Below are 26,661 nucleotides of genomic sequence, written 5' to 3'. Positions count from 1 at the left end.
GAAAGCTCGCCCTGTACCCAGTTGGCGGCCTGCTTGGCATCGCCGCAGACATCCTTCACCTCTTCGAAGTAGTCGGCCATCTCACGGGTGGCGGAGAGCACGCTGGCGTCGTAGGCGGACAGGCCAAGTTCTCCCTCGAAGCGGATGCGCTTGTCGGCGGGCAGCTCCGGCAGGTTGTCGCGCAGGTGGTCGATGTAGGCCTGATCGAGGACTACCGGCAGCAAGTCGGGGCAGGGGAAGTAGCGATAGTCGTTGGCCTCTTCCTTGGTGCGCATGCTGCGAGTCTCATCGCGCTCGGGATCGAACAGCCGGGTCTCCTGGACTACCTTGCCGCCATCCTCGAGCAGCTCGATCTGACGCTCCACCTCGAAAGCAATGGCACGCTCGACGAAGCGGAAGGAGTTGACGTTCTTGATCTCGGCGCGGGTGCCAAGCTTTTCCTCTCCCACGGGCCGTACCGAGACGTTGACGTCGCAGCGCATCGAGCCTTCGGCCATGTTGCCGTCGGAGATACCGAGGTAGGTGACGATCGAGTGGATCGCCTTGAGGTAGGCGGCAGCCTCCTTGGCGCTGCGCATGTCGGGCTCGGAGACGATCTCCAGCAGCGGCGTGCCGGCGCGGTTGAGGTCGACACCGGTCATGCCGTGGAAGTCCTCGTGCAGCGATTTGCCGGCATCCTCTTCCAGGTGCGCGTGGTGCACGCGGATCGGCTTGGTAGTGCCATCCTCGAGGGTGATCTCGACCACGCCGGCGCCGACGATGGGCTGGTACATCTGGCTGGTCTGGTAGCCCTTGGGCAGGTCGGGGTAGAAGTAGTTCTTGCGATCGAACACCGAGACCTCGGGGATCTCGGCATGAATCGCCAGGCCGAACTTCACCGCCATGGCCACAGCAGCCTCGTTGAGCACCGGCAGCACCCCGGGCAGGCCCAGGTCGACGGCGCAGGCCTGGGTGTTGGGTTCGGCGCCGAAGGCGGTGGAGGCGCCGGAAAAGATCTTGGAGCGGGTGGCGAGCTGGACGTGGACCTCCAGCCCGATCACGGTTTCCCATTGCATCAGGCGTTCTCCTCGGCAAAGGCGGGGTGTTGACGGTGCCAGTCGGTAGCCTGCTGGAACTGGTGGGCGACGTTGAGCAGGCGCGCCTCGGTGAAGTGGCTGCCGAGAATCTGCAGGCCCACCGGGCGGCTGCCGACGAAGCCGGCCGGCACGCTCATGCCGGGAATGCCCGCCAGGTTGACGGCAATGGTGTAGATGTCCTGCAGGTACATCGACACGGGATCCTTGTTGGCGCCGAGATCGAAGGCCGGCGTGGGCGAGGCGGGGCCCATCAGCACGTCGACCTCCTCGAAGGCGTCGAGGAAGTCCTGGCGGATCAGTCGGCGCACCTGCTGAGCCTTCTTGTAGTAGGCGTCGAAGAAGCCTTCAGAAAGCGTGTGAGTACCGATCAGGATGCGGCGCTTGACCTCGTCTCCGAAGCCCTCGGCGCGGCTGCGCTTGTACAGGTCGATCAAATCGGCGGGGTTGTCGCAGCGGTAGCCGAAGCGCACGCCATCGAAGCGCGACAGGTTCGAGGAGGCTTCCGCCGGGGCGATGACGTAGTAGGCCGGAATGGCATAGTGGGTATGCGGCAGGCTTACCTCGCGGACGCTGGCGCCCAGCGATTCGAAGACCTTGATGGCATCGCGCACCGCGGTTTCCACCTGCGGGTCCAGTCCATCGCCGAAGTACTCGCTGGGCAGGCCGATCTTGAGCCCCGCAAGCGCGGTGCCGAGTTCCTCGGTGTAGTCGGGCACGCCGCGCTGCACGCAGGTGGAATCCCGCAGGTCATGCCCGGCCATGGCGTTGAGCAGCAGCGCGCAGTCCTCGGAGGAGCGGGCCATGGGGCCGGCCTGATCGAGGCTCGAGGCGTAGGCGATCATGCCGTAGCGCGACACGCGGCCGTAGGTGGGCTTGAGTCCGGTGATACCGCAGAAGGCGGCGGGCTGGCGAATCGAGCCACCGGTATCGGTACCGATGGCGGCCGGCACCAGGCCGGCGGCCACCGCTGCCGCACTGCCACCCGAGGAGCCGCCGGGTACCGCGGCAAGATCCCAGGGGTTCTTCACCGGGCCGTAGTGGCTGTTCTCGTTGGAGGAGCCCATGGCGAACTCGTCCATGTTGTTCTTGCCCAGGCTCACCGTGCCGGCGGCGGCGAGCTTCTCGACCACGCTGGCGTCATAGGGCGATACGAAGTTGTCGAGCATCCGCGAACCGGCAGTGGTCTTCACGTCGCGGGTGCAGAAGATGTCCTTGAGCGCTAAGGGCAGGCCGGTCAACGGGCCGGCCTTGCCTGCGGCACGGGTAGCGTCGGCGGCATCGGCCGCCGCCAGGGCTTGATCGTAGGTGACGGTGATGAAGCTGTTCAGCTTGCCGTCGAGACGATCGATGCGACCCAGCAGGTGCTGGGTCAGTTCGCGGCTGGAGAACTCGCGTGTTTCGAGCGAGCGGGTCAGTTCGGCAAGAGTCTTGTCATGCATGCGGCATGGCTCCATGAAGGCGTGCCGTTAGAGAGAAATCGGATCCAGAGGTGGCTGGCAGCCTCTCGAGCCGCCGGCCGAAGCTCATTCGACGACGCGGGGGACCAGATAGAGCCCGTCTTCCACGGCCGGAGCGCAGCGCTGGAAGCGGTTGCGCTGGTCGCTCTCGGTGACTTCGTCGGCACGCAGGCGCTGGGTAACGTCGAGCGGGTGGGCCAGCGGCGCGACCCCCTCGGTGTCGAGCGCCTGCAGCAAGTCGACCATCTCGAGAATACGGCCAAGGTCGTTCACGTAGCGGGCGGCTTCGTCGTCGGTCAGGCCGAGGCGGGCCAGGTGGGCGGCCCGCTGCACGTCTGCGTGTTCAAGCGCCATGAGCTGAGTGTCCTCGCACGGAATGGAGTGTTATGCACAGCAGGAAAAGGTACCATATCCGACGCGTGGCGGGCACTCTTCTCGCACCCATGGCGGCACCATGTCGCTTGCTGCACGGGGGCCGCGATGATACCGTTTGCCTCCGCACTGCTCCCGGTCTGCACTAGGTAACGACGTCCATGTTCAAACGTTTGAGGGGGCTGTTCTCCAGCGATCTTTCCATCGATCTGGGTACGGCCAATACGCTGATTTATGTTCGCGGTCGCGGCATCGTGCTCGATGAGCCGTCGGTAGTGGCCATTCGTCAGTCCGGCAACATGCGCAGCGTGGCCGCGGTAGGCGCCGATGCCAAGCGCATGCTGGGCCGGACGCCGGGCAACATTACCGCCATTCGTCCGATGAAGGATGGCGTGATCGCCGACTTCACCGTTACCGAGCAGATGCTGCAGCATTTCATCCGCAAGGTGCATCAGAGCACTTTTCTGACGCCGAGCCCGAGGGTACTGGTCTGCGTGCCCTGCATGTCGACACAGGTCGAGCGCCGGGCGATCAAGGAGTCCGCCGAGGGGGCTGGCGCCCGCGAGGTGTTCCTGATCGAGGAGCCCATGGCCGCCGCCATCGGTGCTGGCCTGCCGGTGGACGACGCTCAGGGCTCGATGGTGGTGGACATCGGTGGCGGTACCACCGAGATCGCCATCATTTCGCTCAACGGTGTGGTCTACTCCGAGTCGATCCGTGTCGGTGGCGATCGCTTCGACGAGGCCATCTCCGCTTACGTGCGCCGCCACTATGGCAGCCTCATCGGCGAAGCCACCGCCGAGCGTATCAAGGAGGAGATCGGGTGCGCCTACCCAGGTGGCGAGCTGCGCGAGATCGACGTGCGCGGGCGCAATCTGGCCGAAGGCATTCCGCGCAGCTTCACCCTCAACTCCCACGAGATCCTCGATGCTCTGCAGGAGACGCTCTCCTCGATCGTGGCCGCGGTCAAGAGCGCGCTGGAGCAATCGCCGCCCGAGCTGGCCTCGGATATTGCCGAGCGCGGGCTGGTGCTGACCGGCGGTGGCGCCTTGCTGCGCGACCTCGACAAGCTGATTGCCGAGGAGACCGGGCTGCCGGTAATCGTCGCAGAGGATCCGCTGACCTGTGTCGCGCGTGGAGGTGGCAAGGCGCTCGAGATGATCGATCGGCATACCTTCGAGCTGCTCTCGAGCGACTGACGCCGCGCTACCGGCTACCAGTGCGAATCGACGTATGACAGGCGCGGCCAGCTGACGTGCTGCGCCCGGGGCGGGGGGAACGTCTATTAAACCGCTGTTCTCGCACGGTTCTGTGCCTGGCTACCGCATGTTGTTATGTGCGGTGGCCGCTTCTGCCCTGATGTTCGTCGATCACCGTTTCACCCGTATGGAAGAGGTGCGTGCGCAGCTCACCACCATCGTTGCGCCAATCCAGTGGCTGGTTGCCGTGCCCAGCGACGTCCTGGCCTGGGGCTCGCAGGCGCTTTCCGATCAGCGTGCCCTGGTGGAGGAAAACCGCCGTCTGCGCGAGCAGATCCTTCACTTGTCCCATCGGGTACAGCACATGTCGAGCCTGACGGCGGAAAACGTGCGCTTGCGTGAGCTGCTTGGCGCCGCTGCACGCTCGGAGGCGGAGTACATCACCGCCGAGCTGCTGTCCCTGGATTCCGACCCGTTCACCCACCAGATGGTGATAGACCGCGGGCGTCGTAACGGTGTCTTCGTGGGTCAGCCGGTACTGGACGCCTCGGGGCTGGTGGGGCAGGTGACGGCCGTTTCGGCCTACTCCAGTCGGGTGCTGATGGTGGCGGACGCCAGCCATGCATTGCCGGTCCAGATCAATCGCAACGGGCTGCGTTTCGTCCTTCAGGGGAGCGGACAGTACGACTCCCTGCGCGTCGTGCACGTGCCCGACACCGCCGATATCCGTGAGGGCGACCTGCTGGTTACCTCGGGCCTGGCGGGCCGATTTCCACCGGGCTATCCGGTAGCGAGAGTCACCGAGGTGGTTCACGATCCGGGGCAGCCGTTCGCACGGGTGTCGGCCGAGCCCGTGGCTCGCCTTCAGCGGTCGCGTCATTTCCTGTTGGTCTTTCCGCCCGAGCCGGCACCGGTTCCCGACGACGAAATGTGGGACCTCGAGCTGCCCGAAGAGGCCGAGGTCGACGCTCTCCTCACCCCTGCCATGGAGGAGTCGGACTGATGCCGAGCGGACCGCGAACGCCTCTGGCCTGGGTGTGGCTCACGCTGCTGTTGGCGCTATGCCTGCAGGTGATGCCCCTGGCCGAAGGCTGGCAGATCTGGCGCCCCGACTGGCTCGGCCTGATGCTGATCTACTGGTGCATGACGACCCCCGATCGAGTCGGAGTCCTCCATGGCTTCGTGCTCGGCATTCTGCTCGATCTCATCGAGGGGGCGCCGCTTGGGCAGAACGCCCTGACCCTGTCATTGCTGGCCTTCCTCTCGGCGCTGGTCTATCCGCGTTTTCGCACCTACTCGCTCGTGCAGCAGGCATTGCTGATCCTGGTGTTGCTGGGGTTGGTGCAGCTTGTCGAGCAGTGGCTGCGTACGCTGTTCGGTCCCTTCTCGATGCACCTTGCTTTCCTGCTGCCTTCACTGATCGGGGCGGTGCTATGGCCCTGGCTGGTCACCATGTTCCAGGCCTTCGAGCGCCGCTTGGCGAGTAACGACTGAATGGAGTGCTGGCCATGATCGAAAGCACGAGCCCAGCCGTGCTATGTCTGGCATCGGCTTCGCCGCGTCGGCGTGAGCTGCTGGCCAGCATCGGCGTGGTGGCGGAGGTGAAACCGGTGGATATCGATGAAACGCCTCTCCGTGAAGAACGTCCCGATGCGTATGTCATGCGTCTGGCGCGCGAGAAGGCCCTGGCAGGAAGTCGTCGCACGACGCTGCCGGCGCTGGGGTCGGATACCGCCGTGGTATGCGATGGTCGGATCCTCGGCAAGCCCACCGACCAGGCCGAGGCCGCCGCCATGTTGCACATGCTGGCGGGGCGCGCCCACGAGGTGCTCACCGCCGTGGCCGTGACGGGGCCCGCCGGGTTGCTCGAGGTATGCGTGGCCACGCGGGTTTACATGCGCCGGATAGACGCTAGGGAAATGGCGGCCTACTGGGCGACCGGTGAGCCGGTCGACAAGGCGGGTGGCTATGCAATCCAGGGGCTGGCGGCGGTCTTCATCGAACGCATCGAGGGCAGCCACTCCGCCGTGGTCGGGTTGCCGCTGTTCGAGACGGCACAACTGCTGACGCGACAGGGCGTGCCGCTATGGCATGCAGTCGGAAATGCTGTCTAGCCGCATCACTATGTCATAATGCGGCGAGACGAAACTGGACAAGGATTTCCGCATGAGCGGCGAAGTACTGATCAACCTGACGCCGATGGAAACCCGCGTGGCGGTGGTGGAGAACGGCGTGCTGCAGGAGGCGCTGATCGAACGTACGCGTCGCCGCGGCATTGTCGGCAATATCTATAAGGGCCGCGTGGTTCGGGTGCTCCCCGGCATGCAGGCGGCCTTCGTCGATATCGGCCTCGACCGGGCGGCCTTCATCCATGCCCACGAAGTGATGCCGCCAGGCACCCCGCCGGAGGAGCAGGCTTCCATCGGCCAGTTGCTTCACGAGGGGCAGGCCCTGGTGGTTCAGGTTACCAAGGACCCCATCGCTTCCAAGGGGGCGCGCCTGACCACTCACCTGTCGGTGCCGTCACGCTATCTGGTCTACATGCCCGACTCCCCTCATCATGGCGTTTCCCAGCGCATCGAGGACGAGCGCGAGCGTGAGCGTTTGCGCGAGCTGCTCGAGCTCTGTCAGGGCGAGCAGGAGATCGAGATCACCGGCGGTTTCATCGTGCGCACGGCGGCGGAAAACGTGGGCAAGGATGAGCTCTACGCTGACATGCACTTCCTGTTGCGGTTATGGCGCAAGGTCAGCGAGCGCAAGGTGACCGCCCCGGCACCCAGCGTGATCTACGACGACCTGCCGCTGTTCATCCGTACCCTGCGCGACCTGATGCGCGACGAGATCGAGAAGGTGCGCATCGACTCGCGTGAGAATTACGTCAAGCTGCTGGAGTTCGCCGAGGAGTTCATGCCCGATTCCTCGGCGCGTATCGAGTACTACCCAGGAGAGCGCCCGATCTTCGACCTTTACAGCGTCGAGGACGAGATCCAGAAGGCGCTGGGGCGCAAGGTGCAGCTGAAGTCGGGCGGCTATCTGGTGATCGACCCTACCGAGGCAATGACCACCATCGATGTCAATACCGGTGGCTACGTGGGCCATCGCAACCTCGAGGAAACCATCTTCAAGACCAACCTCGAGGCGGCCAACGCCATCGCCCGTCAGCTGCGATTGCGCAATCTGGGCGGCATCATCATCATCGACTTCATCGACATGGAGGATCCGGAGCATCAACGTCAGGTGCTACGAGTGCTCGAGAAGGCGCTCGAGCGCGACCACGCCAAGACCAAATGCACCGGTGTCACCGAGCTGGGGCTAGTGCAGCTGACCCGCAAGCGCACCCGCGAAAGCCTGGAGCAGACCCTGTGCGAATCTTGTCCCACCTGCGGTGGTCGCGGCACCCTGAAGACCGCCGAGACGGTATGCTACGAGATCTTTCGTGAGATCCTGCGCGAAGAGCGCGCCTACAGCGCCGAAACCTACATGGTGCTGGCCTCTCAGCAAGTCGTGGATCGCTTGCTCGACGAGGAGTCCGCGGCGGTCGCCGACCTGGAGGCGTTCATCGGCAAGACCATTCGCTTCCAGGTCGAGGGCCACTACTCCCAGGAGCAGTACGATATCGTGCTGATGTGAGTGGCCGATGCATCCTTTTCGTCAGATAGGACGCTGGGCTCTCACTATACTGGCCGTGCTGCTGGCGCTGGTGGCCGTGCTGCTGCTGGCGCTGCGCCTGGCCCTGACTCAGGTCGACCAGTTGGCTCCTCGCGTCGAGCGTCTGCTCGAGGCGCGCTCGGGGGCGGCAGTACGATTGGATGAGTTCGATGCCAGGCTGGCCCGGCTCGACCCGATCGTGGAGGGTGGCGGTCTTATCGTCACTACCCGCGAGGGGGACTCCGGCTTGCCGCTGCTCGAGGTCGAGCATGCTCGCCTGCGGCTGGATAGCGCAGCGAGCCTGCGGACCGGGGTGCCGGTAGTCGAGAATGCGCGCCTGACGGGCCTTACGCTTCACCTCTATCAGGATGAGCAGGGCGGCTGGCACTGGCCGGACCCGGCCCGGATTCCCCCCGAGCTGTTGGAAGGCGAGTTCAACCTCGAACAACTCGATTTCTGGGTCGGGATGCTGCTGCAACAGCGAGCCTGGGTGGAGAACGTTCGGCTGGTACTGCACGGCCGCGAACGCCGGGTCGACATGCTGGCAACGCGTTTGTTGCTCACCGGTGACGAACGGCGTGCGCACCTGGAGGGTGAGGTTCATCTGGAGGGGCAGGAAGAGGCTACGCTGCAGGCCGCATTGGAAGTCTTTCCCGGCCCCGCCGGTTTGCGTGACTTCAGCGCCGCGCTTCAGGCTGAGATGAAGCTCGGCACGCTGATCGATCTGGTCGAGGTCTTCACCCCCGACGACCCCCTGCGCCTGGAGGATGCCAGCGGTGACGTCACCCTCTGGGGGCGCTGGCACCGCGGTGAGCTGGCCGATGCGAGAATCGACGTCGACGTACCCCGGCTGGCGCTGCGTCGCGCTGACGAGCCGATCGTGCTCGAGCCGTTCAAGGCGCGCGGCCAGTGGCTGCGTAGCGATCAAGGCTGGGAAGCCTGGTTGCAGGGTGATGCCTCGGCCGCCGACTGGGCTGAGCCGCGCGAGCTCGAGCGTGAAAGGGAGCCGGCGTTGCCACATTTCTGGCATGTTCGCAGCGATGGTGAAGGCTGGTGGCTGACCACCAGCCGCTTCGAGCTGGCTTCCCTTGCCGCCTGGCGCGAACGTATCCTGCTGCCCGAAGGCCTGGTTCGAACCATCGATGCCCTGGATCCTCGCGGCCTGGTGTCGGGGCTCGGGGTCGGGCGACGCAACGGACACTGGATCGCGCAGGCGGCCGTGCACCAGGTCGAAGTGGAGCCTTGGGACGAAGTGCCGGGAGGCGGCCCGCTCGATGCCTGGGTCGAGGCGCAGGATCTTTCAGGGCGGGTCGAGTTCGTCGGTGTGGGTGAGCCGGCTTTAAAGATACCGCAGCTCTACGAGGCCCCGATGGCACTCTCTCATGCCAGTGGTGAGGTGCGCTGGACCTATGAAGGGCCGCGTACTTTCGTCAGTGGTCGCCAGCTCATGGCGGGCTGGCAGGGCGCCGAGGTGGAGGGGAGCTTTGGCCTGGCGCTTGGTGGCGGTGTGCATGGTGGCCTGGGGCTGGACCTGAACTTTCGTGACGTCGATGCCCTGGAGCGGCCGCTGGTGGACTGGCTGCCCGGCGACGTGATGGGAGAAGAGCTCCATGCCTGGCTGGCTGCGGGAGTGGCTGGGCGTGTGCCCTCCGGCGAACTCAAGCTGCATCTGCCGCTGCGGCGTGGCGGGAGTGGACTCGAACCACGATTGCAGCTCGACTTGGAAATCGAGGAGGGTCGGCTACCCTTCGATCCCGAGTGGCCGGTAATCGAGTCGCTCGAGGGACGGCTCAGGGCGGGCATCGGTACCCTGGATGCTGAGGTTCGCCATGCCGAGAGCCTAGGGGTCGAGGGCAGCAACGGGCAGGTCGTCATCGAGGATGACGTGCTGCGCGTGACCGGTGAGCTGGCTGCCGATGGCGATGCCCTGCGCCGCTACCTGCGGGCGGTACCCGTCGACGGCATGGAGCAGGTCGAGGATTGGAGCGGAGAGGGCGGCGCCAGCGGTCGGATCGAACTGACCACGAAACTCGGCGAAGAGGAGGGCTTTCGACTCGATCTCGATACCGAGGTGGCCATGGAGCGGCTTGCCTACCTGCCGCTGGAAGTGCCTATCGAAGACGTTCGCGGCCCGCTTGCGTGGCGACAGCGCGATGATGAAGGTGGGCTCGAAGGTCAACTGGAAGCACGCCTGTTCGGCGGGCCGATCAATGCCGACATCGATACCCGCGCCGGTTACGTCGAACTCGACGGCTCTGCCGAGATCGCGAGAATGCTGCAGCATTTCGACATCGCCGAACTCGGTGCGAAAGTCTCGGGGCGTCTGCCTTGGCGGGGCCGGTTCTCGCTCGATGAGGCACGCAAAACCTTTCGTTTCGATAGCAACCTGCAGGGCGTGGCCATCGACCTGCCTGAGCCGCTGGGTAAGGCTGAGGGGGAGGCACGGCCGCTGTGGCTGACGGCTGATCTCGACCAACGGCGGGTGGAGGCCGAGCTGGGCGGAGATACGCGCCTGCGCTGGCGAGGCCTGCCGTGGTCGGACCTGGGCCAGGGGCAACTGTGGCTGGGGCGCTTGCCGGACTCCCCCGAGTGGCCCGAGGAGGAGGGTTGGTCGGGGACGCTCTATCACCCTCGGCTCGACCTGGTGGCGTGGGGTGAGGCGTTGTCGCCGCTGCTCGGTGGCGGGACGTCAAGGGCCATCGATGGCCCTGCTCCACTACGCCTGCTGCGTGTGGAAACCGCTTGTCTCGCTGGTCCTGAAACCTGCCTGGGCGTCATGACCGCCGAGGCGCGTCCGCACGCCGGCGGCGGTTGGCGTGTGGGGCTGCAGGGCGACTTGCTCGAAGGGGTTCTCGATTACCGACCTTCCCTCGCCGATCCGTTGGATGTAGCGCTGGAGCGCCTGACCCTCGATGGCCTGTTGCCGGGGCAGGTAGAAGATGCCGGCAATCTGCTCGAGGAACTCGACGTACCTCCCGATCCGGCGCCGCTACCCGACTGGCTCACCGAGTTGCCCGACGGACGCCTGCGAATCGCCGACATCCTCTACCAGGGGCGCCAGATCGGCCCGCTGACCGCTCATTGGGAAGGTGGCCCGCAGCGACTACGTGTGGCCCCTCTGGGGCTGACTTTGGGTCAGGTCACGGCGCGAGGGGAGGTCGTATGGGAGTCGGCCGGTGCCGGCGACAGCCTGACCCGCTCGCGGGTAGATCTCGATGGGCGCGATCTGGGCACGGCGCTGGAACGACTCGGCCAGCCGGTCTCGATTCGCAGCAACGAGACTCGAGTGCGCAGCCAGTTGGCCTGGCCGGGGGCGCCCTGGCAATTCGCCCTGGAGCGCTCGCGCGGAAGCGTCGAGGTCGAGCTGCGCGATGGCCGCTTTGCCAATCTCGAATCCCCTACGGCGCGGTTGGTAGGCCTGCTCAACGTCGACAATCTGGTACGCCGCTTGCGCATGGACTTTTCCGACGTGACTGGCCAGGGCACGGCTTTCGATCGAGTGAGTGGGGCTGCTACCCTTTACGAGGGCGTACTCGAAACCAATGGCCCGGTAACGATAGACGGTCCGGCCACTTCTTTTACATTGGACGGCACCGTCGACCTCGTCCGGCGGGAGCTGGATCAGCGCCTTGGCGTCACGGTGCCCGTCAGCAGCAGCCTGCCGTTGGCCGCGGTGATCGCCGGGGCGCCGGTGGTGGGTGGTGCTCTGTTCATCGCTGACCGTCTCTTCGGCAAAGCCATCGACAAGGTCACTCGAATTCATTATCGCGTGCGGGGTCCATGGATCTCGCCGGACATCACACTGGAAACCGCCGAATGACGACATCTTCACCTCTCATGCTCGATACCGCTGTCGAAATCCTGCTGCACCCGGGTGGGCTGGACATCGACGCACTCGATGCAGGCCTCGGCCACGTGCTGACGCCCGGCATCGATTACGCCGACCTCTATTTCCAGAGGAGTTGGCACGAGAGCTGGGTTCTCGAGGACGGCGAAGTCAAGGAGGCCGGCTACAACATCGACGGTGGTGTCGGCGTGCGTGCCATGGCGGGTGAAAAGACCGGCTTCGCTTATTCCAACCAGATCACCCCCGACGCCTTGGCCGAGACGGGGCGTACGGCTTCGGGAATCGTGCGCAGCGGTACCACCCTGCCGGTCGGCTCGCGGGTCGTGAGTCAGGCGGCGCCGCGCTATGCCTCGATCGACCCACTTTCGGGCCTTTCTGCCGAGGACAAGATTGCCCTGCTCAAGCAGGCCGATCGCGTGGCGCGGGCTGCCGACCCGAGCATTAGCCAGGTCAGCGCGTCTCTGACCGGCGTGCATGAAGTCGTTCTGGTGCGCGCCAGCGACGGCACTCTGGCGGCCGATATCCGTCCGTTGATTCGCTTCAACGTCAGCGTCATCGCGGTGAAGAACGGCCGACGAGAGCGTGGCAGTGCCGGTGGCGGCGGGCGCTATGCCATGTCACGGCTGCGCGACGACAACGTCGCCGAGCGCTTTGCCAAGGAAGCCGTGCGCCAGGCCTTGGTCAACCTGGACGCCGTCGACGCTCCTGCCGGTCAGATGCCGGTGGTGCTCGGGCCAGGCTGGCCCGGCATTCTGCTACACGAGGCGGTGGGGCATGGCCTTGAAGGCGATTTCAACCGCAAGGGCAGTTCGGCCTTTGCCGGACGCATGGGGCAGCGGGTGGCCGCGCCCGGTGTCACCGTGGTGGACGATGCCACCCTGGCCGATCGGCGCGGTTCCATGAGCGTGGATGACGAAGGCACGCCGGGGCAGTACACGCCGCTGATAGAGGATGGCATTCTCACCGGCTACATGCAGGACAAGCTCAACGCCCGGCTGATGGGCATGCAGCCCACCGGCAACGCCCGGCGCGAGTCATTCGCGCATATGCCGATGCCGCGCATGACCAACACCTACATGCTGGCCGGGCGGGACGATCCCGCAGACATCCTTGCCAGCGTCAAGCGAGGCATCTACGCGGTCAGCTTCGGCGGCGGCCAGGTGGATATCACCTCGGGCAAGTTCGTGTTCTCGGCGAGCGAGGCCTACCTGATCGAGGACGGCAAGATCACCGCGCCGGTCAAGGGAGCGACCCTGATCGGTAACGGGCCGGAGGCGATGGGCCGGGTGTCGATGATCGGCCACGACCTGGAGCTCGACACCGGTATCGGCGTATGCGGCAAAGAGGGACAGGGCGTGCCCGTGGGCGTGGGCCAGCCGACGCTGAAGCTGGACGAGCTCACTGTCGGCGGCACCGAGTCGTGAACGAACGTGCCTGCCGCCGGATCAGCCCCGAGCGGCATGAGGCCCTACAGCCCCGCCGTGTCGCGGATCAGCTTGAATAGCTTGCGCGCATTGGCCGGGGGCTTGTCGCGTTCACGCTCGTTCTTGGCGTTGCGGATCAGCTGGCGCAGTGCCTGGCGGTCGACGTCGGGATGCTCCGCGATGAAGGCCTCGACGGCGCTGTCGCCTTCTTCGATCAGGCGATCGCGCCACTTCTCGAGGCGATGAAAGGCGAGGTCGCGATGGCGATTCTCCTGTTCGATTTCGTCGAATACGGCCTGGATCGCTTCGAGGTCCTCGCGCCGCATCAGCTTGCCGACGTACTGCATGTGGCGCCGGCGCCCCTCGTGGGAGCGGATGCGGGAGGTTTCCTCGACGGCCGCGAGCATGTCTTCCGAAAGCGGAAAGCGTGCCCGCTCGGTAGGAGTCATGGCGATGATCTGTTCGCCCAATGCTTGCAGCGCATGCATTTCACGCTTGAGCTGGGACTTGCTGGGCCGTTCGTCGAAGGGAGAGGGAGTATCCTGGGTCATGCCGCGTCCAAGTGATGAGAGGTCAGAGTCATCCTGGCCAGTGAAGCGATCAGGCTCGAATGACAGCAGTATATCAGTCCGTCGCCGGGCGACGGGGAAATGACATGTTGGAGGCCGGCGCGGTCGGTCAGTGAAGGAGAAACACATGAGCAAGGCTTTCGATGCCGCCGCCCAGCAGGCACTCCTTGAGTCGCGGGCCGAGCAGGCGCTGGCCCTGGCGAAACACCTGGGGGCGGATGCCTGCGAAGTGGGAGCCAGCGTCGATCAGGGAATCGGCATCAGCGTGCGTGAGGGCGAGGTGGAATCCGTCGAACTCTCCCGTGACCAGGGGATCGCCGTGACGGTCTACCTGCGGGGTCACAAGGGCAGCGCTTCTTCCACCGATGCTGGTGAGGCTTCGATCCGTGAGGTCGTGGAGAAGGCCTTGGCCATCGCGCTCTACACCGGTGAAGATCCTGCTGCCGGCTTGGCCGATCCCGAGCTGATGGCCACCGACCTTCCTGATCTCGACGTGCACCACCCCTGGCCGCTCTCCACCGAGCAGGCCATCGAGTTGGCGCTGGCCTGCGAAGCGGCCGGTCGGGGCGAGCCCGGTATCCGCCAGTCGGAAGGAGCTTCGCTCTCCAGCGGCGAGGGAGTGCGAGTCTACGCCAACAGCCATGGCTTTCTGGGCAGTCAACGTGGCAGCCGCCACTCGCTCTCTTGCATGCTGATCGCCGAGGACGAGCGCGGCATGCAGCGCGACTACGACTACACCAGCGCGCGTAACCCGCAGGACCTGCTGAACGCCGATGCGGTGGGCAAGAGCGCCGCCCAGCGCACTCTGAGCCGGCTGGGGGCCCGACGGCCTGCCACTGGTCGTTTGCCGGTGTTGTTCGACGCTACCGTCGCCAGCGGCCTCATCGGCCATCTGATGAGCGCCATTGCCGGTGGCTCGCTCTATCGCCAGGCCTCGTTCCTCTGCGATCGGCTGGGTGAGCCGCTGTTTCCCGGCTGGTTCACGCTCGGCGAGCGTCCCATGGAGCGAGGCGCCATGGCCAGTTCGCCATTCGATAACGATGGCGTGCAGACCCGCGACAACGTCTACATCGAGGGAGGGCGGCTGGCGAGCTACATGCTGTCGGCTTACAGCGCGCGGCGCCTCGGCATGCAGACCACCGCTAACGCCGGCGGTGCACGCAATCTGCGCATCACGGCGCCGCTCGCCTCGCGCGAGGAGTTGCTCGCGCGCATGGGCCGCGGCGTACTGGTCACCGAGCTGATGGGGCACGGCGTCAATGGCGTAACCGGCGACTATTCACGCGGTGCGGCCGGCTTCTGGGTCGAGAACGGCGAGATTCAGTATCCGGTGGAGGAGTTCACCATTGCCGGTAATCTGGAGACGATGTTCAAGGGGCTGTTGGCCGTGGGCAGCGACATCGATACCCGCGGCAGCATTCACACCGGCAGCTGGCTTGTCGACGAGATGACCGTGGCGGGTAGCTGAAGCGGATATACGCCTTACCGCAAAGCTCGCGGGAATGAGCGAGCGATGGTCAGGCCAGGCGAAGCCCGATGAGCAGGCGGAGTTTAGGGAACCTAAATGAGCACTGCGAAGAGGGCTTCAACGCCGCATGGCCGAGCGCAGCCATTCCTAAAGATCCTCATCGAAGCGGGCCTCGAAGAGAGCCTCGATGGCCTCCAGCACCGCCTCGGCATCTTCCCCCTCGGCGCTGACCTCGAGTTCGGTGCCGCAGGGGGCGCCCAGCATCAGCAGCGCCATGATATTGCTGGCATCGGCCTGTTGCTGCCCTCGGCTGACGAACACGCGCGCATGAAAGGGCTGGCAGCACTGTACCAGCTTGGTGGCAGCTCGGGCGTGGAGGCCGCGTTTGTTGGTCAGGGTCAGCTTGCGGCAGGGCACGCTCAGGTTTCCTTGCGTTCGGGCGTCTCTTCGGTCATGTCCCGGGCGGCTGTGACCGGTGTATGGATACCCAGCTCACGATGGCGCAAGCGCACGTCGGGCTGTTGTCGGGCCAGGTGTTTGGCGAGCCGCTCGGCCAGGTACACCGAGCGGTGCTGGCCACCGGTGCAACCGATGGCAACGGTCAGATAGCTGCGGTGTGTATCGCGGTAGGCCGGTAGCCAGCGCTCGACCCAGGCGACGATGTCATCGAGCATCTGCTGTACCAACGGGTATTGTTCGAGAAATTCCACGATGCTGGGCTCCTTGCCGGTAGCCGAGCGCAGGCGCGGATCCCAGTAGGGGTTGGGCAGACAGCGTGCATCGAAGACGATATCGGCGTCGAGTGGTACGCCACCCTTGAAGCCGAACGACTCCACGGTCAGGGTGAGCTGGTCGGCGCGATGACTGGCCACCTGCTCGGTGATACGCCCGCGCAGGTCATGCACCGACAGCCGTGAGGTGTCGATGATCAGGTCCGCAAGGTTGCGAATGTCGCTCAGCGTCACGTCTTCCGACTCGATGGCCTCGCCCAGGGTCATGTCCCGACCGCGGGTCAGAGGGTGGCGCCGCCGGGTAGCCGAGTAGCGTTCGAGCAGGATGCGTGCATCGGTGGTCAGGTAGATGATCTGGCAGTCGACCTGCTTGATCCGCAGCTCTTCCAGCAGACGTGGAAAGCGCTCCAGGGCATGGGGCAGGTTGCGCGCATCGATACTGACGGCGATGGAGGTCTGGATGGTGGGAGAGTTGCGTAGCTCATCCACCAGAGACCCGAGTAGCATTGCCGGGAGGTTGTCGATGGCGTAGTAACCGATATCCTCGAGCGCTTGCAACGCGATCGACTTGCCGGAGCCGGAGCGGCCGCTGATGATCACAAGTTGCATGAGAGTTCTCCTGATCAGGGCTGGCCGAACGGCGAATAGAGTGTCAGGCCGAGGACTGTCGTCGAATCGCTTCGATGAGACGTTCGTGAAGCTCGCGCTGGCTCGCGCATTTGCGCAGTCGAGCGCGCGTCTCGGCGTCGTTCATGACGCTAGCCACCTGGCTCAGGAGCGACAGATGCGTATCGTCGGCTTCCTCGGGCACCAGTAGCACGAACACCAGATCGACCGGCTCGCCGTCGATGGCGTCGAAATCGATGGGCTCGGCAAGTTTGAGAAAGGCCGCTACGGGGCTATGGCAGTGCGGGCTTCGGGCATGGGGGATGGCCACGCCATTACCGATGCCGGTACTGCCCAGCCTCTCACGACCGACCAGTCTACCGAAGACCTCCTGGCTGTCGAGGCTCGGAGTATTCTGCGCAATGAAGGTGCTGAAAAATTCCAGCACCCTCTTCTTGCTGCCTCCGGGAACGTCGAACAGAGCGCGTTCCGGAGGCAGGATGGTTTCCAGTGTCATGGCAACTCAGCGAATGCCGGCGCCCTGGGCGCGAGCCTGGGCCTTTTCCTTGTGTTTAACCAATTGACGATCGAGCTTGTCGGTCAGCGCATCAATGGCGGCGTACATGTCCTGGTCGGAGGCTTCGGCATGCAGGTCGGCGCCAGCGGCATGCAGCGTGCAGGCGGCCTGTTGACGCTCCTTCTCGATCGAGAGCGTGACCTGCACATTGGTGATGTTGTCATAGTGTCGCTGGACGCGGTTCAGCTTCTCGCTCACATAGTCACGCAGTGAATCGGTCAGCTCAACATGATGGCCGGTGATGTTGACTTGCATGACAAGCTCCTTCGTCCTTCGGGTGGTAGCTCGATTGTAACCCTTTTTACTGCCCTGCATACCCCCTCGAGCGGCGGGATTGCCCGGGGTCAGGGTTGCTTCGAGACATCAGCGAAAACGCTTGCGCTCACTCGAGGAAGGAATTCCCAGAGCTTCACGATACTTGGCAACCGTGCGGCGGGCGACCTGAATGCCATCCGCGGCCAGAAGGTCGACCAGGCGGCTGTCGGAGAGCGGCTTGCGCGGCGGTTCTTCGGCAATCAGCTTGCGGATGCGGGCGCGGATCGCGGTGCTCGAGTGAACGTCACCGTCACCGTTTCCGCCGACATGACTGGAGAAGAAGTACTTCAGTTCGAAAACGCCGCGGGGCGTATGGATGAACTTCTGTGTCGTCACTCGCGAAATGGTCGATTCGTGCATCTCCACCGCCTGGGCGATGTCGGCCAGCACCAGCGGTTTCATTCCCTCCTCGCCGTGTTCGAGGAAGTCGATCTGGCGGGCCATGATCTCCCGCCCCACCCGTAGCAGGGTGTCGTTGCGGCTGGCGAGGCTCTTCATCAGCCAGCGGGCTTCCTGCAGGTGATCCTTGAGAAACTGGTTGTCCTGGCTCTTGTCGGCACGGCGCACCAGCGCGACGTAGTCGGGTTGCAGGCGTAGCCGCGGCAGAGCCTCGGCATTGAGTTCCACGCGCCAGCCGGACTCGTCGTGATAGGCGACCAGGTCCGGCGTGACGTAGCTACTGCCGACATCCGCATAGGCGCTGCCGGGGCGGGGGTCGAGCGAGCGAACCAGGGCGATGACCTCATCCAGCGCCTCGTCGTCCAGTCCCAGGCGACGCTTGAGCAGACGACGATCATCGGCGGCCAGTGCCTCGAGGAACTGGCGTACCAGCCGACGGGACTGGGGCAGCAGCGGTGTATCGTCGGGCAGCGCAGCCAGCTGCAGCATCAGGCACTCGCGGAGGTCGCGAGCGAACACACCGGTCGGCTCGAACTGCTGCAAACGCAGCAGGACCTGTTCGACTTCCCGAGTGGGCAAGCCTTCGAGGCCTTGCCGACGCAGGCCGTCGCGAATCTCTTCGAGGGGCTGGGCCAGGTAGCCCGTGCCGTCGACGGCGTCGATCAGGCTTTCGGCGATCTGGCGCTGGCGGTCGCTCAGGTCGGTCATCGCCAATTGCCAGATCAGGTGGCCGGTCAGCGTCTGCGCCGAGGCCTGGCGTTCGAAATCGGGCCCTTCGCCGGTAGCACTGCCGGAGCTCGTGCCATGATCGGGGTAGGTATCCGTCCAGTCGCTGTCGGTGGAAAGCTCGCTGGGTATCTCGCTGGCCCAATCATCGCTTTGGGTTTCGCTGACGGCCTGCTCGCCGAAGCCGTCGTCGAGCTCCAGCATGGGGTTGGATTCCAGCGCCTGCTGGATCTCCTGGCGTAGATCGAGGGTCGAGAGCTGCAGCAGGGCAATGGCCTGCTGCAGTTGGGGAGTCATGGTCAGCTGGGTGCCGACGCGCAGTTGCAACGATGCTTTCATGGCCATGAGGGTAAGGACTCATCTGCCGAAAAGACTCTACCCTAGACTGGCGGACGAAGACTTGCAAGAGGGATGGTTGCAATAAGCATGCCATTGGCAATATGCATGCCTGATGCTAATTTTTTAATTAGAGATCATGTGCTTGCTTGGTGCTGAAAAGTGCGTTATAGGCGGAAGTCTTCCCCGAGGTAGACTTCCCGCACTCGCTTGTTGGCCAGGATCGCCTCGGCATCCCCTTCGGCAATGATCTGGCCGTCGCCGACGATGTAGGCCGAGTCACAGATGTCGAGAGTCTCGCGAACGTTGTGGTCGGTAATCAGAACACCGATGTCACGCGACTTGAGTTGGCGAATGATGCCCTTGATCTCGCCCACCGAGATCGGGTCGACCCCGGCGAAGGGTTCGTCGAGCAGAATGAAGGCCGGTTCGGTGGCCAGCGCCCGGGCGATCTCGACGCGTCGCCGCTCGCCGCCGGACAGGCTCATGCCCAGGTTGTCGCGTATGTGAGTGACATGGAATTCCTCCAGTAACTGCTCGAGCCTCGCCTGCCGCCCGTGGCGGTCAAGATCCTTGCGCGTTTCGAGGATGGCCATGATGTTGTCGGCCACCGACAGTTTGCGGAAGATCGATGCCTCCTGGGGCAGGTAGCCGATACCTGCCCGTGCGCGCTCGTGCATCGCGCTGCGCGAGAGGTCCAGATCGTCGATATGGACTTCGCCGGCATCCGCCTTCACCAGGCCGACGATCATGTAGAACGAAGTGGTCTTACCGGCCCCGTTGGGGCCGAGCAGGCCGACCACGCGGCCTTGCTCGATGGAGAGGCTGATGTCGTGCACCACGCGGCGGCGCTTGTAGCTCTTGGCTAGATGCCGGGCGTATAAGGTCTTCATTGGCACTCAACGCTCCGGCTGCAGGGTCATGCGAATGCGCTGGCTGCCTTCGACGCCCTCGCCTTGGGCGCGCGCCTGGACCACGCGGCGGTCGAGGAAATACTCGAGATAGCCCCCGGCGAAGGTGTCGCCACCCTGGTGCAGCTCGGCGCGGTCGATCAGTTCCACTCTGCGCTCGGCCACGTGATAGATGATGGTACGCCCCCAGCCGCGAACCACGGGTTGCTCGGGATCGGGCTGCTGTTCGATGTAGGCGCGTTCGCCGCGTGCCGTGGCGCGGGAAAGCTCGCCGGCCGCATTGCGCTGAAACTCGACTCGGTCGCCGGTGAGTCGCATGCTGCCCTGACGAATGTCGACGTCGCCTGTGTAGACTGCAGTGCCGGCGCGATCGTCGAGTTCGAGCTGGTCGGCCTCGACCTCGATGGGCTGCTCGGCGTCACTCTGCTGCGCCATGATCGAACCGCTACCCGTCAGGCCGATCAACGCCATGCCAACCAGCGCCAGGGTGAGTGGCATACGTATGGTCGGGAGCCTGCATCGCTTCATGGCGTGAAATCCTCTAGGTTGACGGCGTCGGCCTGCCCCGGCTGGGCGACTTCCGGGATATGATGGCCGCGCACATTGTCGGTCAAACGCGCCCGATTGTCATGGATCCAGGCGTCGAAGCGCTCGCCGCGCATGCGCTGTGGCGGCTGCTGTAACAGGGCGGGAGTATCGCTCCAGGCGTGCCCCACGTTGGCGTCGAAGTTCAGGGTCTCGGTGTCGAGCTGCCAGCGCTCCTCGGGGGCGAGCAGGCGGGCGTCACCTGAGAGCGTAAGCGGATTGCCGCCCGGGCCGAGACGGCCTTCCTTGCCGCTTGCCACCCATAGTCGGCCCTCACGGTCGATCAGGTGTGCCAGGGGCGTGACGGCGCGGGTGACATCGTCGTGGGGTGTATGCACCAATCGCGGGCTCTCCAGGCGTTGATGGGCCCGGCCCTCGACATCGAAGCGGGTCAGTTGCGCCTGCTCCAGGTAGTAGTCGGGCTCGCCGGCCTCGTCGGTAGGCACAGGTCCGGGAGTGGGTTCCCGCCAAGGATCCAGCCAGGCAATCAGGCCGCCGAGCGCCAACAGCAGCAGGAATAACCAAGCACGGAACGAGGGGCGTGGCAGCCGCTTCAGCATGTCCAGGCAGCCTCAGCGCTTGCCGTGGAGGTAGGTATCGATCAGCGCGTCGCGATGCCCCTGTGCTTCGAGCAGCATGTCGCAGATCTCGCGCACCGCGCCATGCCCTCCGCGGCGTTCGGTGACGTAGTCGGCGCGCGCGCGCAGGTAGGACGGAGTGTCGGGGACGGTGATGCCGATACCGGCACGCTGGATGACCGCCAGGTCGGGCAGGTCGTCGCCGCAGTAGGCGACCTGCTCTAGCTCGATTCCCTTGCGCGTGCACAGTTCGCGCAGGGTGGCCAGCTTGTCTTCGCAGCTCTGGAAGACGTGATCGATGCCCAGGGCGGCGGCGCGGTGGCTGACCATGGGCGATTCGCGTCCGGTCAGGAAGGCCACCTGCAGGCCGGCACGCCTCAGCAGCTTGAGACCCAGGCCATCCTGAGTATGAAACGCCTTGATCTCGACGCCGTCAGCCTGGAAGTAGAGACGGCCGTCGGTGAGTACGCCATCCACGTCCAGCGCCAGCAGGCGAATCTGGCGCAGGCGGTCGACAAGGCGTGGGTCGATGGTAGGGGTGGCCAGAGCCATGGGCTCTCCTTGGTCAGGGTGTGTCATATCACGCCGCTTCGCAGCAGATCGTGCATGTGCAGGGCGCCGATCGGGTGGCCTGCTTCGTCAACGACGGCAAGCGCCGTTATCAGGCTGTCCTCCATTATGCGCACCGCTTCGGCTGCCAGCATGTCGGGGGCGATGCGCTTGCCGGGGCGGGTCATGACGTCATCCACCTTCAGTTGGCTGAGATCCTGATACTGATCGAGCGTGCGGCGCAGGTCGCCGTCGGTATAGACACCGATCAGGCGATTGTGCTCATCGACGACACAGGTGAAACCGAGCCCTTGGCGAGTAATCTCGAGCAGGGCGTCGCGCAGGGGGCTTCCCAGCGGCACGCGAGGCAATCGCTCGCCCTGATGCATCAGGTCGCTGACGCGAAGCAGCAGACGCTTACCCAGGCTGCCGCCCGGATGCGAGAGGGCGAACTCCTCGGCGGTGAAGCCGCGCGCCTCGAGCAGGGCCACGGCCAGGGCGTCGCCCAGCGCCAGCGAGGCGGTGGTCGAAGCGGTCGGTGCCAGGTCCAGCGGACAGGCCTCGCGTTCGACGCCGGCATCGAGATGCGCATCGGCATGGCGGGCCAGCGTCGAGTCGGGGCGTCCGGTCATGCTGATCAGCGGCGTGCCGATGCGCTTGAGCAGTGGTAAAAGCGCGGTGACTTCGGCGGTTTCGCCGGAGTTCGACAGGGCCAGTACCACATCGCCCCGCGTGATCATGCCCAAGTCGCCGTGGCTGGCTTCGCCGGGATGCACGAAGAAGGCCGGCGTGCCGGTGCTGGCGAGGGTGGCGGCGATCTTGCCGGCGATATGGCCCGACTTGCCCATGCCGGTCACGACCACGCGACCCTGGCAAGCGAGTATCAGCTCGCAGGCGCGGTCGAAATGGCTGTCGAGCCGTTCGAAGAGCGCCGCGATGGCTTGCTCCTCGACCTTGAGGGTGCGGCGTGCGCTTTCCCTCAGCGGCGAGGCGACTGGGGTGGCATCGTCGGGGGCGGTGGTGGATTCGTCTGAGTTCATGGCGATGATTGTTGCCCGATGTGAGGTTTCACTCAAGGGCGGCGCCGCCACTGAAGCCGAGCCAGGCCAGGTAGGCGGCATAGCTGGCCAGGAAGGCGGCACCGATGGGCCGGCCAAGGCGGCCCTGGCGCTGCCACAGCAACAGGATGGCCAAGGCCAGTGTCAGCAGCAGCATGACCCGGTAGTCGCGCCCCGCAGCATCTGGGTGGGGCGCGCCGGGTGCAATGATGGCCGGAATCGGCAGTACTGTCAGCAGGTTGAACAGGTTGGAGCCGATCACGTTGCCGATGGCGAGGTCGTGCTGACGCTTCAATGCGCTCGCCACGCAGGCGGCCAGCTCCGGCAGGCTGGTGCCCACCGCCACAATGGTCAGGCCGATCACCAGTTCGCTGACTCCCAGTCCGCGTGCCAGTTCGCTGGCGCCCCACACCAGGGCGCGAGAGCTAAGTGACAGCAGCAGCAAGGTGACGATCAGCCAGGAGAGCGCGCGCTTCAACGTCATGTCGGGTATTGCATCGGTCGGGGCGGTGTCGGGTGTGTCGGCGCGGACCAGCCACCAGATACTGAAAATCATCATTACTAACAGGATCAAGGCATCGAAGCGTCCCAGGATGTCGTTGGCCAGCGCATAACCGGTAACCCCGGTCGCGCCGAGCAGTAGCGGCAGTTCTCGGCGTACCAGCGAGAAGGGGACCGGGATGGGGCGCACCAGCGCCGTCGCTCCCAGCACCAGGCCGACATTGGCGATATTGGAGCCCAGGGCATTGCCCGTGGCCAGATCCGGCACGCCATCCAGCGCGGCGAACACGGCGACTACCATTTCCGGCGCCGAAGTGCCCATGGCCACGACTGTCATGCCGACCAGCATCGTGCTCATCCCGGTGCGGCTGGCCGTAGCTGCCGCGGCATTGACGAAGCGGTCGGCGCTCCAGGTGAGCACGGCAAGGCCCAAGGCGACTGTAACGAGTGGAAGCAGCATGGCATCGATCAGAGCGACGAATGAGGTGGCATATTAGACGTCTTAGTCGGTTCGGGTGCAAGCCGCGATGCGGGTCGGGCTGGCGCCCGGCGGAGGAGTTAGGATACGATGTTCGATAATTCTTCCTGGATTTAGCTGCATGACCGATTCCCTTTTTGTGGAGGTGGAGAACCTGCATTTCTCGCGCGGTGAGAAGGTTATCTTCGACGGCGTCGCAATGCAGATTCCCCGTGGCCGGATCACGGCCATCATGGGCCCCAGCGGAACCGGCAAGACGACGCTGCTCAAGCTGATCGGCGGTCAGCTGGTGCCCGATGCCGGTCGCGTCCTGATCGCCGGGCAGGACGTGCACGCCTTGTCGCGCAAGGCGCTGTTCACGCTGCGCCGGCGCATGGGCATGCTGTTCCAGAGCGGTGCGCTCTTTTCCGACCTCAGCGTATTCGAGAACGTGGCGTTTCCGCTGCGTGTGCATACCGATCTGCCGCAGACGATGATCCGCGACCTGGTGCTGATGAAGTTGCAGGCGGTGGGGCTGCGTGGGGCGCGGGAGCTGATGCCGGCGGAGCTGTCGGGGGGCATGGCACGGCGTGTCGCGCTCGCTCGTGCCATTGCGCTGGACCCCGACCTGGTGCTCTACGACGAGCCGTTCGTGGGCCAGGATCCGATCTCGAAGGGGGTGTTGGTGCAGTTGATCAAGAAGCTCAACGAGGCGCTAGGCCTGACCTCCATCGTGGTATCACACGATATCCAGGAGACGCTGTCGATTGCGGACTACGTCTATGTGATTGCCGATGGCCAGGTCATGGCCCACGGCACGCCCGAGAATCTCGATATCGACGATGACCCGCGCGTCACTCAGTTCGTGCACGGTGAGCCGGACGGCCCCGTGCCTTTTCACTATCAGGCGCCGGACTACTTCCGCGATATCCTCAACCTGGAGGGGCGGCCATGATCGGGCGCGTCATGCGTCTCGGGCAGCGTGGCTGCGACGTACTCGAAGCCTTGGGAAGAGCGGGCTTGTTCCTGGTCCAGTCATCCGTCGGCATTCCCTCCCGCGAGGGCTGCTACCTGTGGCTGCGGCAGATGCACTTCGTCGGCGTGCTTTCGCTGGCCATCGTGCTGGTGTCGGGTTTGTTCATCGGCATGGTACTGGCGCTGCAGGGCTACACCATCCTGGTCGACTTCGGTGCCGAGCAGGCGCTGGGACAGATGGTTGCGCTGTCGCTGTTGCGTGAGCTGTCGCCGGTAGTCGCGGCGTTATTGTTCGCCGGGCGTGCCGGCTCGGCGCTGACTGCCGAGATCGGCCTGATGAAAGCCACCGAGCAGCTCACCAGCATGGAGATGATCGGCGTCGACCCGCTGCGCCGGGTGGTGGCGCCGAGGCTGTGGGCAGGCTTCGTCGCGCTGCCGATGCTGACCGTCGGCTTCAGCGTGGTCGGTATCTATGGCGGCTATCTGGTCGGCGTCGAATGGCTGGGCGTGTTCGAAGGTTCCTACTGGAGCAGCATGCAGGCCAGCGTCGACTTCATCGCAGACGTCGGCAACGGCATGGTCAAGAGCCTGGTGTTTGCCCTGGTGGTGACCTGGATTGCGGTGTTTCAGGGCTACGACCTGGTGCCGACGTCAGAGGGAATCTCGCGTGCCACTACGCGTACGGTGGTCTACTCCTCGTTGGCGGTGCTGGGCCTCGATTTCGTACTTACCGCGCTGATGTTCGGAGGGTTTTCCTGATGCTCGTTGGATACCTATCGCTTAATGGAGAGGCAGGATGAAGCGCAGCAAGACAATGGAACTGGGTGTCGGGCTGTTCATGCTGGCCGGCATTCTGGGGCTGCTGATCCTGGGGTTGCGGGTTAGCGGGTTGACCTTCACGGCAGCGGACGACAGCTTTCGCCTGGAGGCCAACTTCGCCAATATCGGCGGTCTCAAGCCGCGCGCGCGGGTCACCATGTCGGGCGTCACGGTGGGGCGCGTGAGCGCCATCGAACTGGACACCGAGTGGTACGATGCCCGGGTCCTCCTCGAACTCGATGCCGAGCTGGAAGATCGCCTGCCGCGCGATACCACGGCGGCCATCCTGACTTCGGGCCTGCTGGGTGAACAGTATGTCGGACTCACGGTCGGTGGGGATCCCGAGATGCTGGGCGATGGCGACACCATTCGCGACACCCAGTCCGCCCTCGTGCTGGAGGAACTGATCCAGCAGTTCGTGTCCAATATGGTCAACGACTGATTCGTCTACCCCTTGTGTCCAATTTCATTCGAGGTCGTTTCATGCGCCAGATGACTCTTTCACTCGCTCTGTTTCGCCGTTTGCTCCTCGGACTGTGCCTGGCCCTGGCCAGCCTTGCCGTGTCAGCGTCTCCCGAGCGCAGTCCCGAGCAGGTCATTCGCGACAGCATCGACGAGCTGATGGGCCAGATCGATGGGCGAAAGGACTACTATGCCGATAATATCGACGAGCTCAAGGCATTGGTGGACGACAGCCTCGACGATATCGCCGACTTCCGCTACATCGGCGCCAGCGTGATGGGGCGCTACTTCCAGAATGCCACACCCCAGCAGCGTTCACGGTTCGTCAACGTCTTCCGCCAGACCCTGATCGACACCTATACCAAGGGGCTGGTGACCTTCGATTATCGTGAGCTGCGCGTGCTGGAAAGCCAGCGTGCGCCGCGGCACGAAGACCAGGCTTCAGTGGCCATGGAGGTAGTGGCGATGGACGGGACCGTCTATCCGGTCAGCTACACGCTGCGCCAGACCGATGGCCAGTGGAAGGTGGTCAACGTCATCGTCAATGGCGTCAACCTGGGGCTCACCTTCCGCAATCAGTTCGACCAGGCCATGCGTAACGAAGGTCGCGACTACGATGCGGTGATCGCCAACTGGTCGCCGGAGATTGCCGCCGAGGAGCTGGAGGAGGGCGGCAGCGCATGAGCCGCCTGCTCGAGCGAGGTGGCGTGCAGCTGGAATCCGGCCCGCAGGGGTTGGCCGTCAGCGGCAACGTGGATTTCGAGATCGCTGCACCACTGGCCGAAGCGGGCGGCGCCTGGCTGACCGAGCAGGCCGCCGGGGCACGCGTGGTGCTCGACCTGGGCGGGGTCGAGCAAGTCAGCAGTGCCGCACTCAGCGTGCTGCTCGAGTGGACACGTCAGGCGCGTATGGCCGACGTCGAGATTCTTCAAGTCAGGCTCTCGGCGCCGCTGGCTCGTCTGACACGGGTGGCAGGGCTCGACGAGCTTCTGCCGCTTGCCGGCGAGGCTTGATCC

28 protein-coding genes are annotated in these 26,661 nt (G+C 64.8%); 13 read left to right on the top strand and 15 right to left on the bottom strand.

What is annotated here, in order from left to right; all coding sequences use genetic code 11:
* The 3 genes from gatB to gatC all read right to left on the bottom strand — a co-directional run.
* Positions 1 to 1,055, bottom strand: a 1,055-nt coding sequence (gene gatB, locus HBJ55_RS03745) for an Asp-tRNA(Asn)/Glu-tRNA(Gln) amidotransferase subunit GatB (protein WP_167111197.1), incomplete at its 3' end; no start/stop codon positions are given.
* Entirely contained in the window at positions 1,055 to 2,515 is a 1,461-nt protein-coding gene (gatA, locus tag HBJ55_RS03740; protein WP_167111195.1) for an Asp-tRNA(Asn)/Glu-tRNA(Gln) amidotransferase subunit GatA, read from the bottom strand. The genes gatA and gatB, both read right to left, overlap by 1 nt.
* 84 nt (positions 2,516 to 2,599) lie before the next feature.
* Positions 2,600 to 2,887 (bottom strand): Asp-tRNA(Asn)/Glu-tRNA(Gln) amidotransferase subunit GatC, encoded by a 288-nt coding sequence (gatC, locus tag HBJ55_RS03735; protein WP_167111193.1) that lies wholly within the window; start codon positions 2,885 to 2,887, stop codon positions 2,600 to 2,602.
* Between the two features lie 179 nt (positions 2,888 to 3,066).
* Here gatC and HBJ55_RS03730 point away from each other — a divergent pair, with 179 nt between their 5' ends.
* The 7 genes from HBJ55_RS03730 to tldD all read left to right on the top strand — a co-directional run bounded on the left by HBJ55_RS03730 (position 3,067) and on the right by tldD (position 13,023).
* A complete protein-coding gene (locus HBJ55_RS03730) occupies positions 3,067 to 4,104 on the top strand; it encodes a rod shape-determining protein (RefSeq protein ID WP_104201758.1) in 1,038 nt (345 codons plus the stop codon).
* A 127-nt stretch (positions 4,105 to 4,231) separates the two neighbouring features.
* A complete protein-coding gene (gene mreC, locus HBJ55_RS03725) occupies positions 4,232 to 5,107 on the top strand; it encodes a rod shape-determining protein MreC (RefSeq protein ID WP_167111191.1) in 876 nt (291 codons plus the stop codon).
* Positions 5,107 to 5,598, top strand: coding sequence for a rod shape-determining protein MreD (mreD, locus tag HBJ55_RS03720; RefSeq protein ID WP_167111189.1), 492 nt, complete (start codon positions 5,107 to 5,109; stop codon positions 5,596 to 5,598). Before mreC ends, mreD begins: the two co-directional genes overlap by 1 nt.
* A gap of 14 nt (positions 5,599 to 5,612) precedes the next feature.
* A complete protein-coding gene (locus HBJ55_RS03715) occupies positions 5,613 to 6,218 on the top strand; it encodes a Maf family protein (protein WP_167111187.1) in 606 nt (201 codons plus the stop codon).
* Positions 6,219 to 6,270: 52 nt separating this feature from the next.
* Entirely contained in the window at positions 6,271 to 7,734 is a 1,464-nt protein-coding gene (rng, locus tag HBJ55_RS03710) for a ribonuclease G (RefSeq protein WP_167111186.1), read from the top strand.
* A 7-nt stretch (positions 7,735 to 7,741) separates the two neighbouring features.
* Complete coding sequence (locus HBJ55_RS03705) at positions 7,742 to 11,572, top strand: YhdP family phospholipid transporter (protein ID WP_167111184.1); 3,831 nt, start codon at positions 7,742 to 7,744, stop codon at positions 11,570 to 11,572.
* Positions 11,569 to 13,023, top strand: coding sequence for a metalloprotease TldD (gene tldD, locus HBJ55_RS03700; protein WP_167111182.1), 1,455 nt, complete (start codon positions 11,569 to 11,571; stop codon positions 13,021 to 13,023). Before HBJ55_RS03705 ends, tldD begins: the two co-directional genes overlap by 4 nt.
* A 44-nt stretch (positions 13,024 to 13,067) precedes the next feature.
* On the opposite strand, the gene yjgA is transcribed toward tldD, so the two are convergent.
* Positions 13,068 to 13,574 (bottom strand): ribosome biogenesis factor YjgA, encoded by a 507-nt coding sequence (yjgA, locus tag HBJ55_RS03695; RefSeq protein WP_167111180.1) that lies wholly within the window; start codon positions 13,572 to 13,574, stop codon positions 13,068 to 13,070.
* A gap of 145 nt (positions 13,575 to 13,719) precedes the next feature.
* Between yjgA and pmbA the strand changes: the two genes are divergently transcribed.
* Positions 13,720 to 15,060 (top strand): metalloprotease PmbA, encoded by a 1,341-nt coding sequence (gene pmbA, locus HBJ55_RS03690; protein ID WP_167111177.1) that lies wholly within the window; start codon positions 13,720 to 13,722, stop codon positions 15,058 to 15,060.
* A gap of 147 nt (positions 15,061 to 15,207) precedes the next feature.
* Here the strand turns inward: pmbA and HBJ55_RS03685 are convergent, their stop codons facing one another.
* From HBJ55_RS03685 to HBJ55_RS03635, 11 genes are all read right to left on the bottom strand, one after another.
* On the bottom strand, positions 15,208 to 15,477 hold the full coding sequence (locus tag HBJ55_RS03685; RefSeq protein WP_167111175.1) for an HPr family phosphocarrier protein: 270 nt from the start codon (positions 15,475 to 15,477) through the stop codon (positions 15,208 to 15,210).
* A gap of 2 nt (positions 15,478 to 15,479) precedes the next feature.
* Positions 15,480 to 16,400 (bottom strand): RNase adapter RapZ, encoded by a 921-nt coding sequence (gene rapZ, locus HBJ55_RS03680; protein WP_167111173.1) that lies wholly within the window; start codon positions 16,398 to 16,400, stop codon positions 15,480 to 15,482.
* Between the two features lie 43 nt (positions 16,401 to 16,443).
* The gene (gene ptsN / locus HBJ55_RS03675) at positions 16,444 to 16,914 is read right to left on the bottom strand and encodes a PTS IIA-like nitrogen regulatory protein PtsN (protein WP_167111171.1); all 471 of its coding nucleotides are present in this window, start codon (positions 16,912 to 16,914) and stop codon (positions 16,444 to 16,446) included.
* Positions 16,915 to 16,920: 6 nt separating this feature from the next.
* Positions 16,921 to 17,229, bottom strand: coding sequence for a ribosome hibernation-promoting factor, HPF/YfiA family (gene hpf / locus HBJ55_RS03670; protein WP_167111169.1), 309 nt, complete (start codon positions 17,227 to 17,229; stop codon positions 16,921 to 16,923).
* Positions 17,230 to 17,337: 108 nt separating this feature from the next.
* Complete coding sequence (locus HBJ55_RS03665) at positions 17,338 to 18,759, bottom strand: RNA polymerase factor sigma-54 (RefSeq protein WP_167111166.1); 1,422 nt, start codon at positions 18,757 to 18,759, stop codon at positions 17,338 to 17,340.
* Positions 18,760 to 18,917: 158 nt separating this feature from the next.
* Positions 18,918 to 19,643, bottom strand: coding sequence for an LPS export ABC transporter ATP-binding protein (lptB, locus tag HBJ55_RS03660; RefSeq protein ID WP_167111164.1), 726 nt, complete (start codon positions 19,641 to 19,643; stop codon positions 18,918 to 18,920).
* 6 nt (positions 19,644 to 19,649) lie between these two features.
* Entirely contained in the window at positions 19,650 to 20,159 is a 510-nt protein-coding gene (gene lptA / locus HBJ55_RS03655) for a lipopolysaccharide transport periplasmic protein LptA (protein ID WP_167111161.1), read from the bottom strand.
* Between the two features lie 26 nt (positions 20,160 to 20,185).
* Positions 20,186 to 20,806, bottom strand: coding sequence for an LPS export ABC transporter periplasmic protein LptC (lptC, locus tag HBJ55_RS03650; RefSeq protein WP_167111159.1), 621 nt, complete (start codon positions 20,804 to 20,806; stop codon positions 20,186 to 20,188).
* Between the two features lie 12 nt (positions 20,807 to 20,818).
* Entirely contained in the window at positions 20,819 to 21,376 is a 558-nt protein-coding gene (locus tag HBJ55_RS03645; protein WP_167111157.1) for a KdsC family phosphatase, read from the bottom strand.
* Between the two features lie 23 nt (positions 21,377 to 21,399).
* On the bottom strand, positions 21,400 to 22,413 hold the full coding sequence (locus HBJ55_RS03640) for a KpsF/GutQ family sugar-phosphate isomerase (protein WP_167111155.1): 1,014 nt from the start codon (positions 22,411 to 22,413) through the stop codon (positions 21,400 to 21,402).
* A 28-nt stretch (positions 22,414 to 22,441) separates the two neighbouring features.
* A complete protein-coding gene (locus tag HBJ55_RS03635; protein WP_167111153.1) occupies positions 22,442 to 23,392 on the bottom strand; it encodes a calcium/sodium antiporter in 951 nt (316 codons plus the stop codon).
* A gap of 139 nt (positions 23,393 to 23,531) precedes the next feature.
* Between HBJ55_RS03635 and HBJ55_RS03630 the strand changes: the two genes are divergently transcribed.
* From HBJ55_RS03630 to HBJ55_RS03610, 5 genes are read left to right on the top strand one after another with little or no spacing between them, the layout of a single operon-like run.
* Positions 23,532 to 24,344 carry an ABC transporter ATP-binding protein gene (locus HBJ55_RS03630; RefSeq protein WP_167111151.1) on the top strand — a complete coding sequence of 271 codons (813 nt, stop codon included), beginning with the start codon at positions 23,532 to 23,534 and terminating at the stop codon, positions 24,342 to 24,344.
* The gene (gene mlaE, locus HBJ55_RS03625) at positions 24,341 to 25,123 is read left to right on the top strand and encodes a lipid asymmetry maintenance ABC transporter permease subunit MlaE (RefSeq protein ID WP_167111149.1); all 783 of its coding nucleotides are present in this window, start codon (positions 24,341 to 24,343) and stop codon (positions 25,121 to 25,123) included. The genes HBJ55_RS03630 and mlaE overlap by 4 nt, the downstream gene beginning before the upstream one ends.
* 37 nt (positions 25,124 to 25,160) lie before the next feature.
* Positions 25,161 to 25,625 carry an outer membrane lipid asymmetry maintenance protein MlaD gene (gene mlaD / locus HBJ55_RS03620; protein WP_167111147.1) on the top strand — a complete coding sequence of 155 codons (465 nt, stop codon included), beginning with the start codon at positions 25,161 to 25,163 and terminating at the stop codon, positions 25,623 to 25,625.
* Between the two features lie 41 nt (positions 25,626 to 25,666).
* Positions 25,667 to 26,329 carry an MlaC/ttg2D family ABC transporter substrate-binding protein gene (locus tag HBJ55_RS03615; protein WP_167111145.1) on the top strand — a complete coding sequence of 221 codons (663 nt, stop codon included), beginning with the start codon at positions 25,667 to 25,669 and terminating at the stop codon, positions 26,327 to 26,329.
* Positions 26,326 to 26,658, top strand: a complete 333-nt coding sequence (locus HBJ55_RS03610) for an STAS domain-containing protein (protein WP_167111143.1) — start codon at positions 26,326 to 26,328, stop codon at positions 26,656 to 26,658. The genes HBJ55_RS03615 and HBJ55_RS03610 overlap by 4 nt, the downstream gene beginning before the upstream one ends.
* Positions 26,659 to 26,661 lie beyond the last annotated feature (3 nt).

It is taken from the genome of Billgrantia bachuensis, assembly GCF_011742165.1.
Classification (GTDB): Bacteria; Pseudomonadota; Gammaproteobacteria; order Pseudomonadales; family Halomonadaceae; genus Halomonas; species Halomonas bachuensis.
Note: the sequence above shows the minus strand (reverse complement) of the source record. Positions and strands in the feature narration are given on the sequence as shown.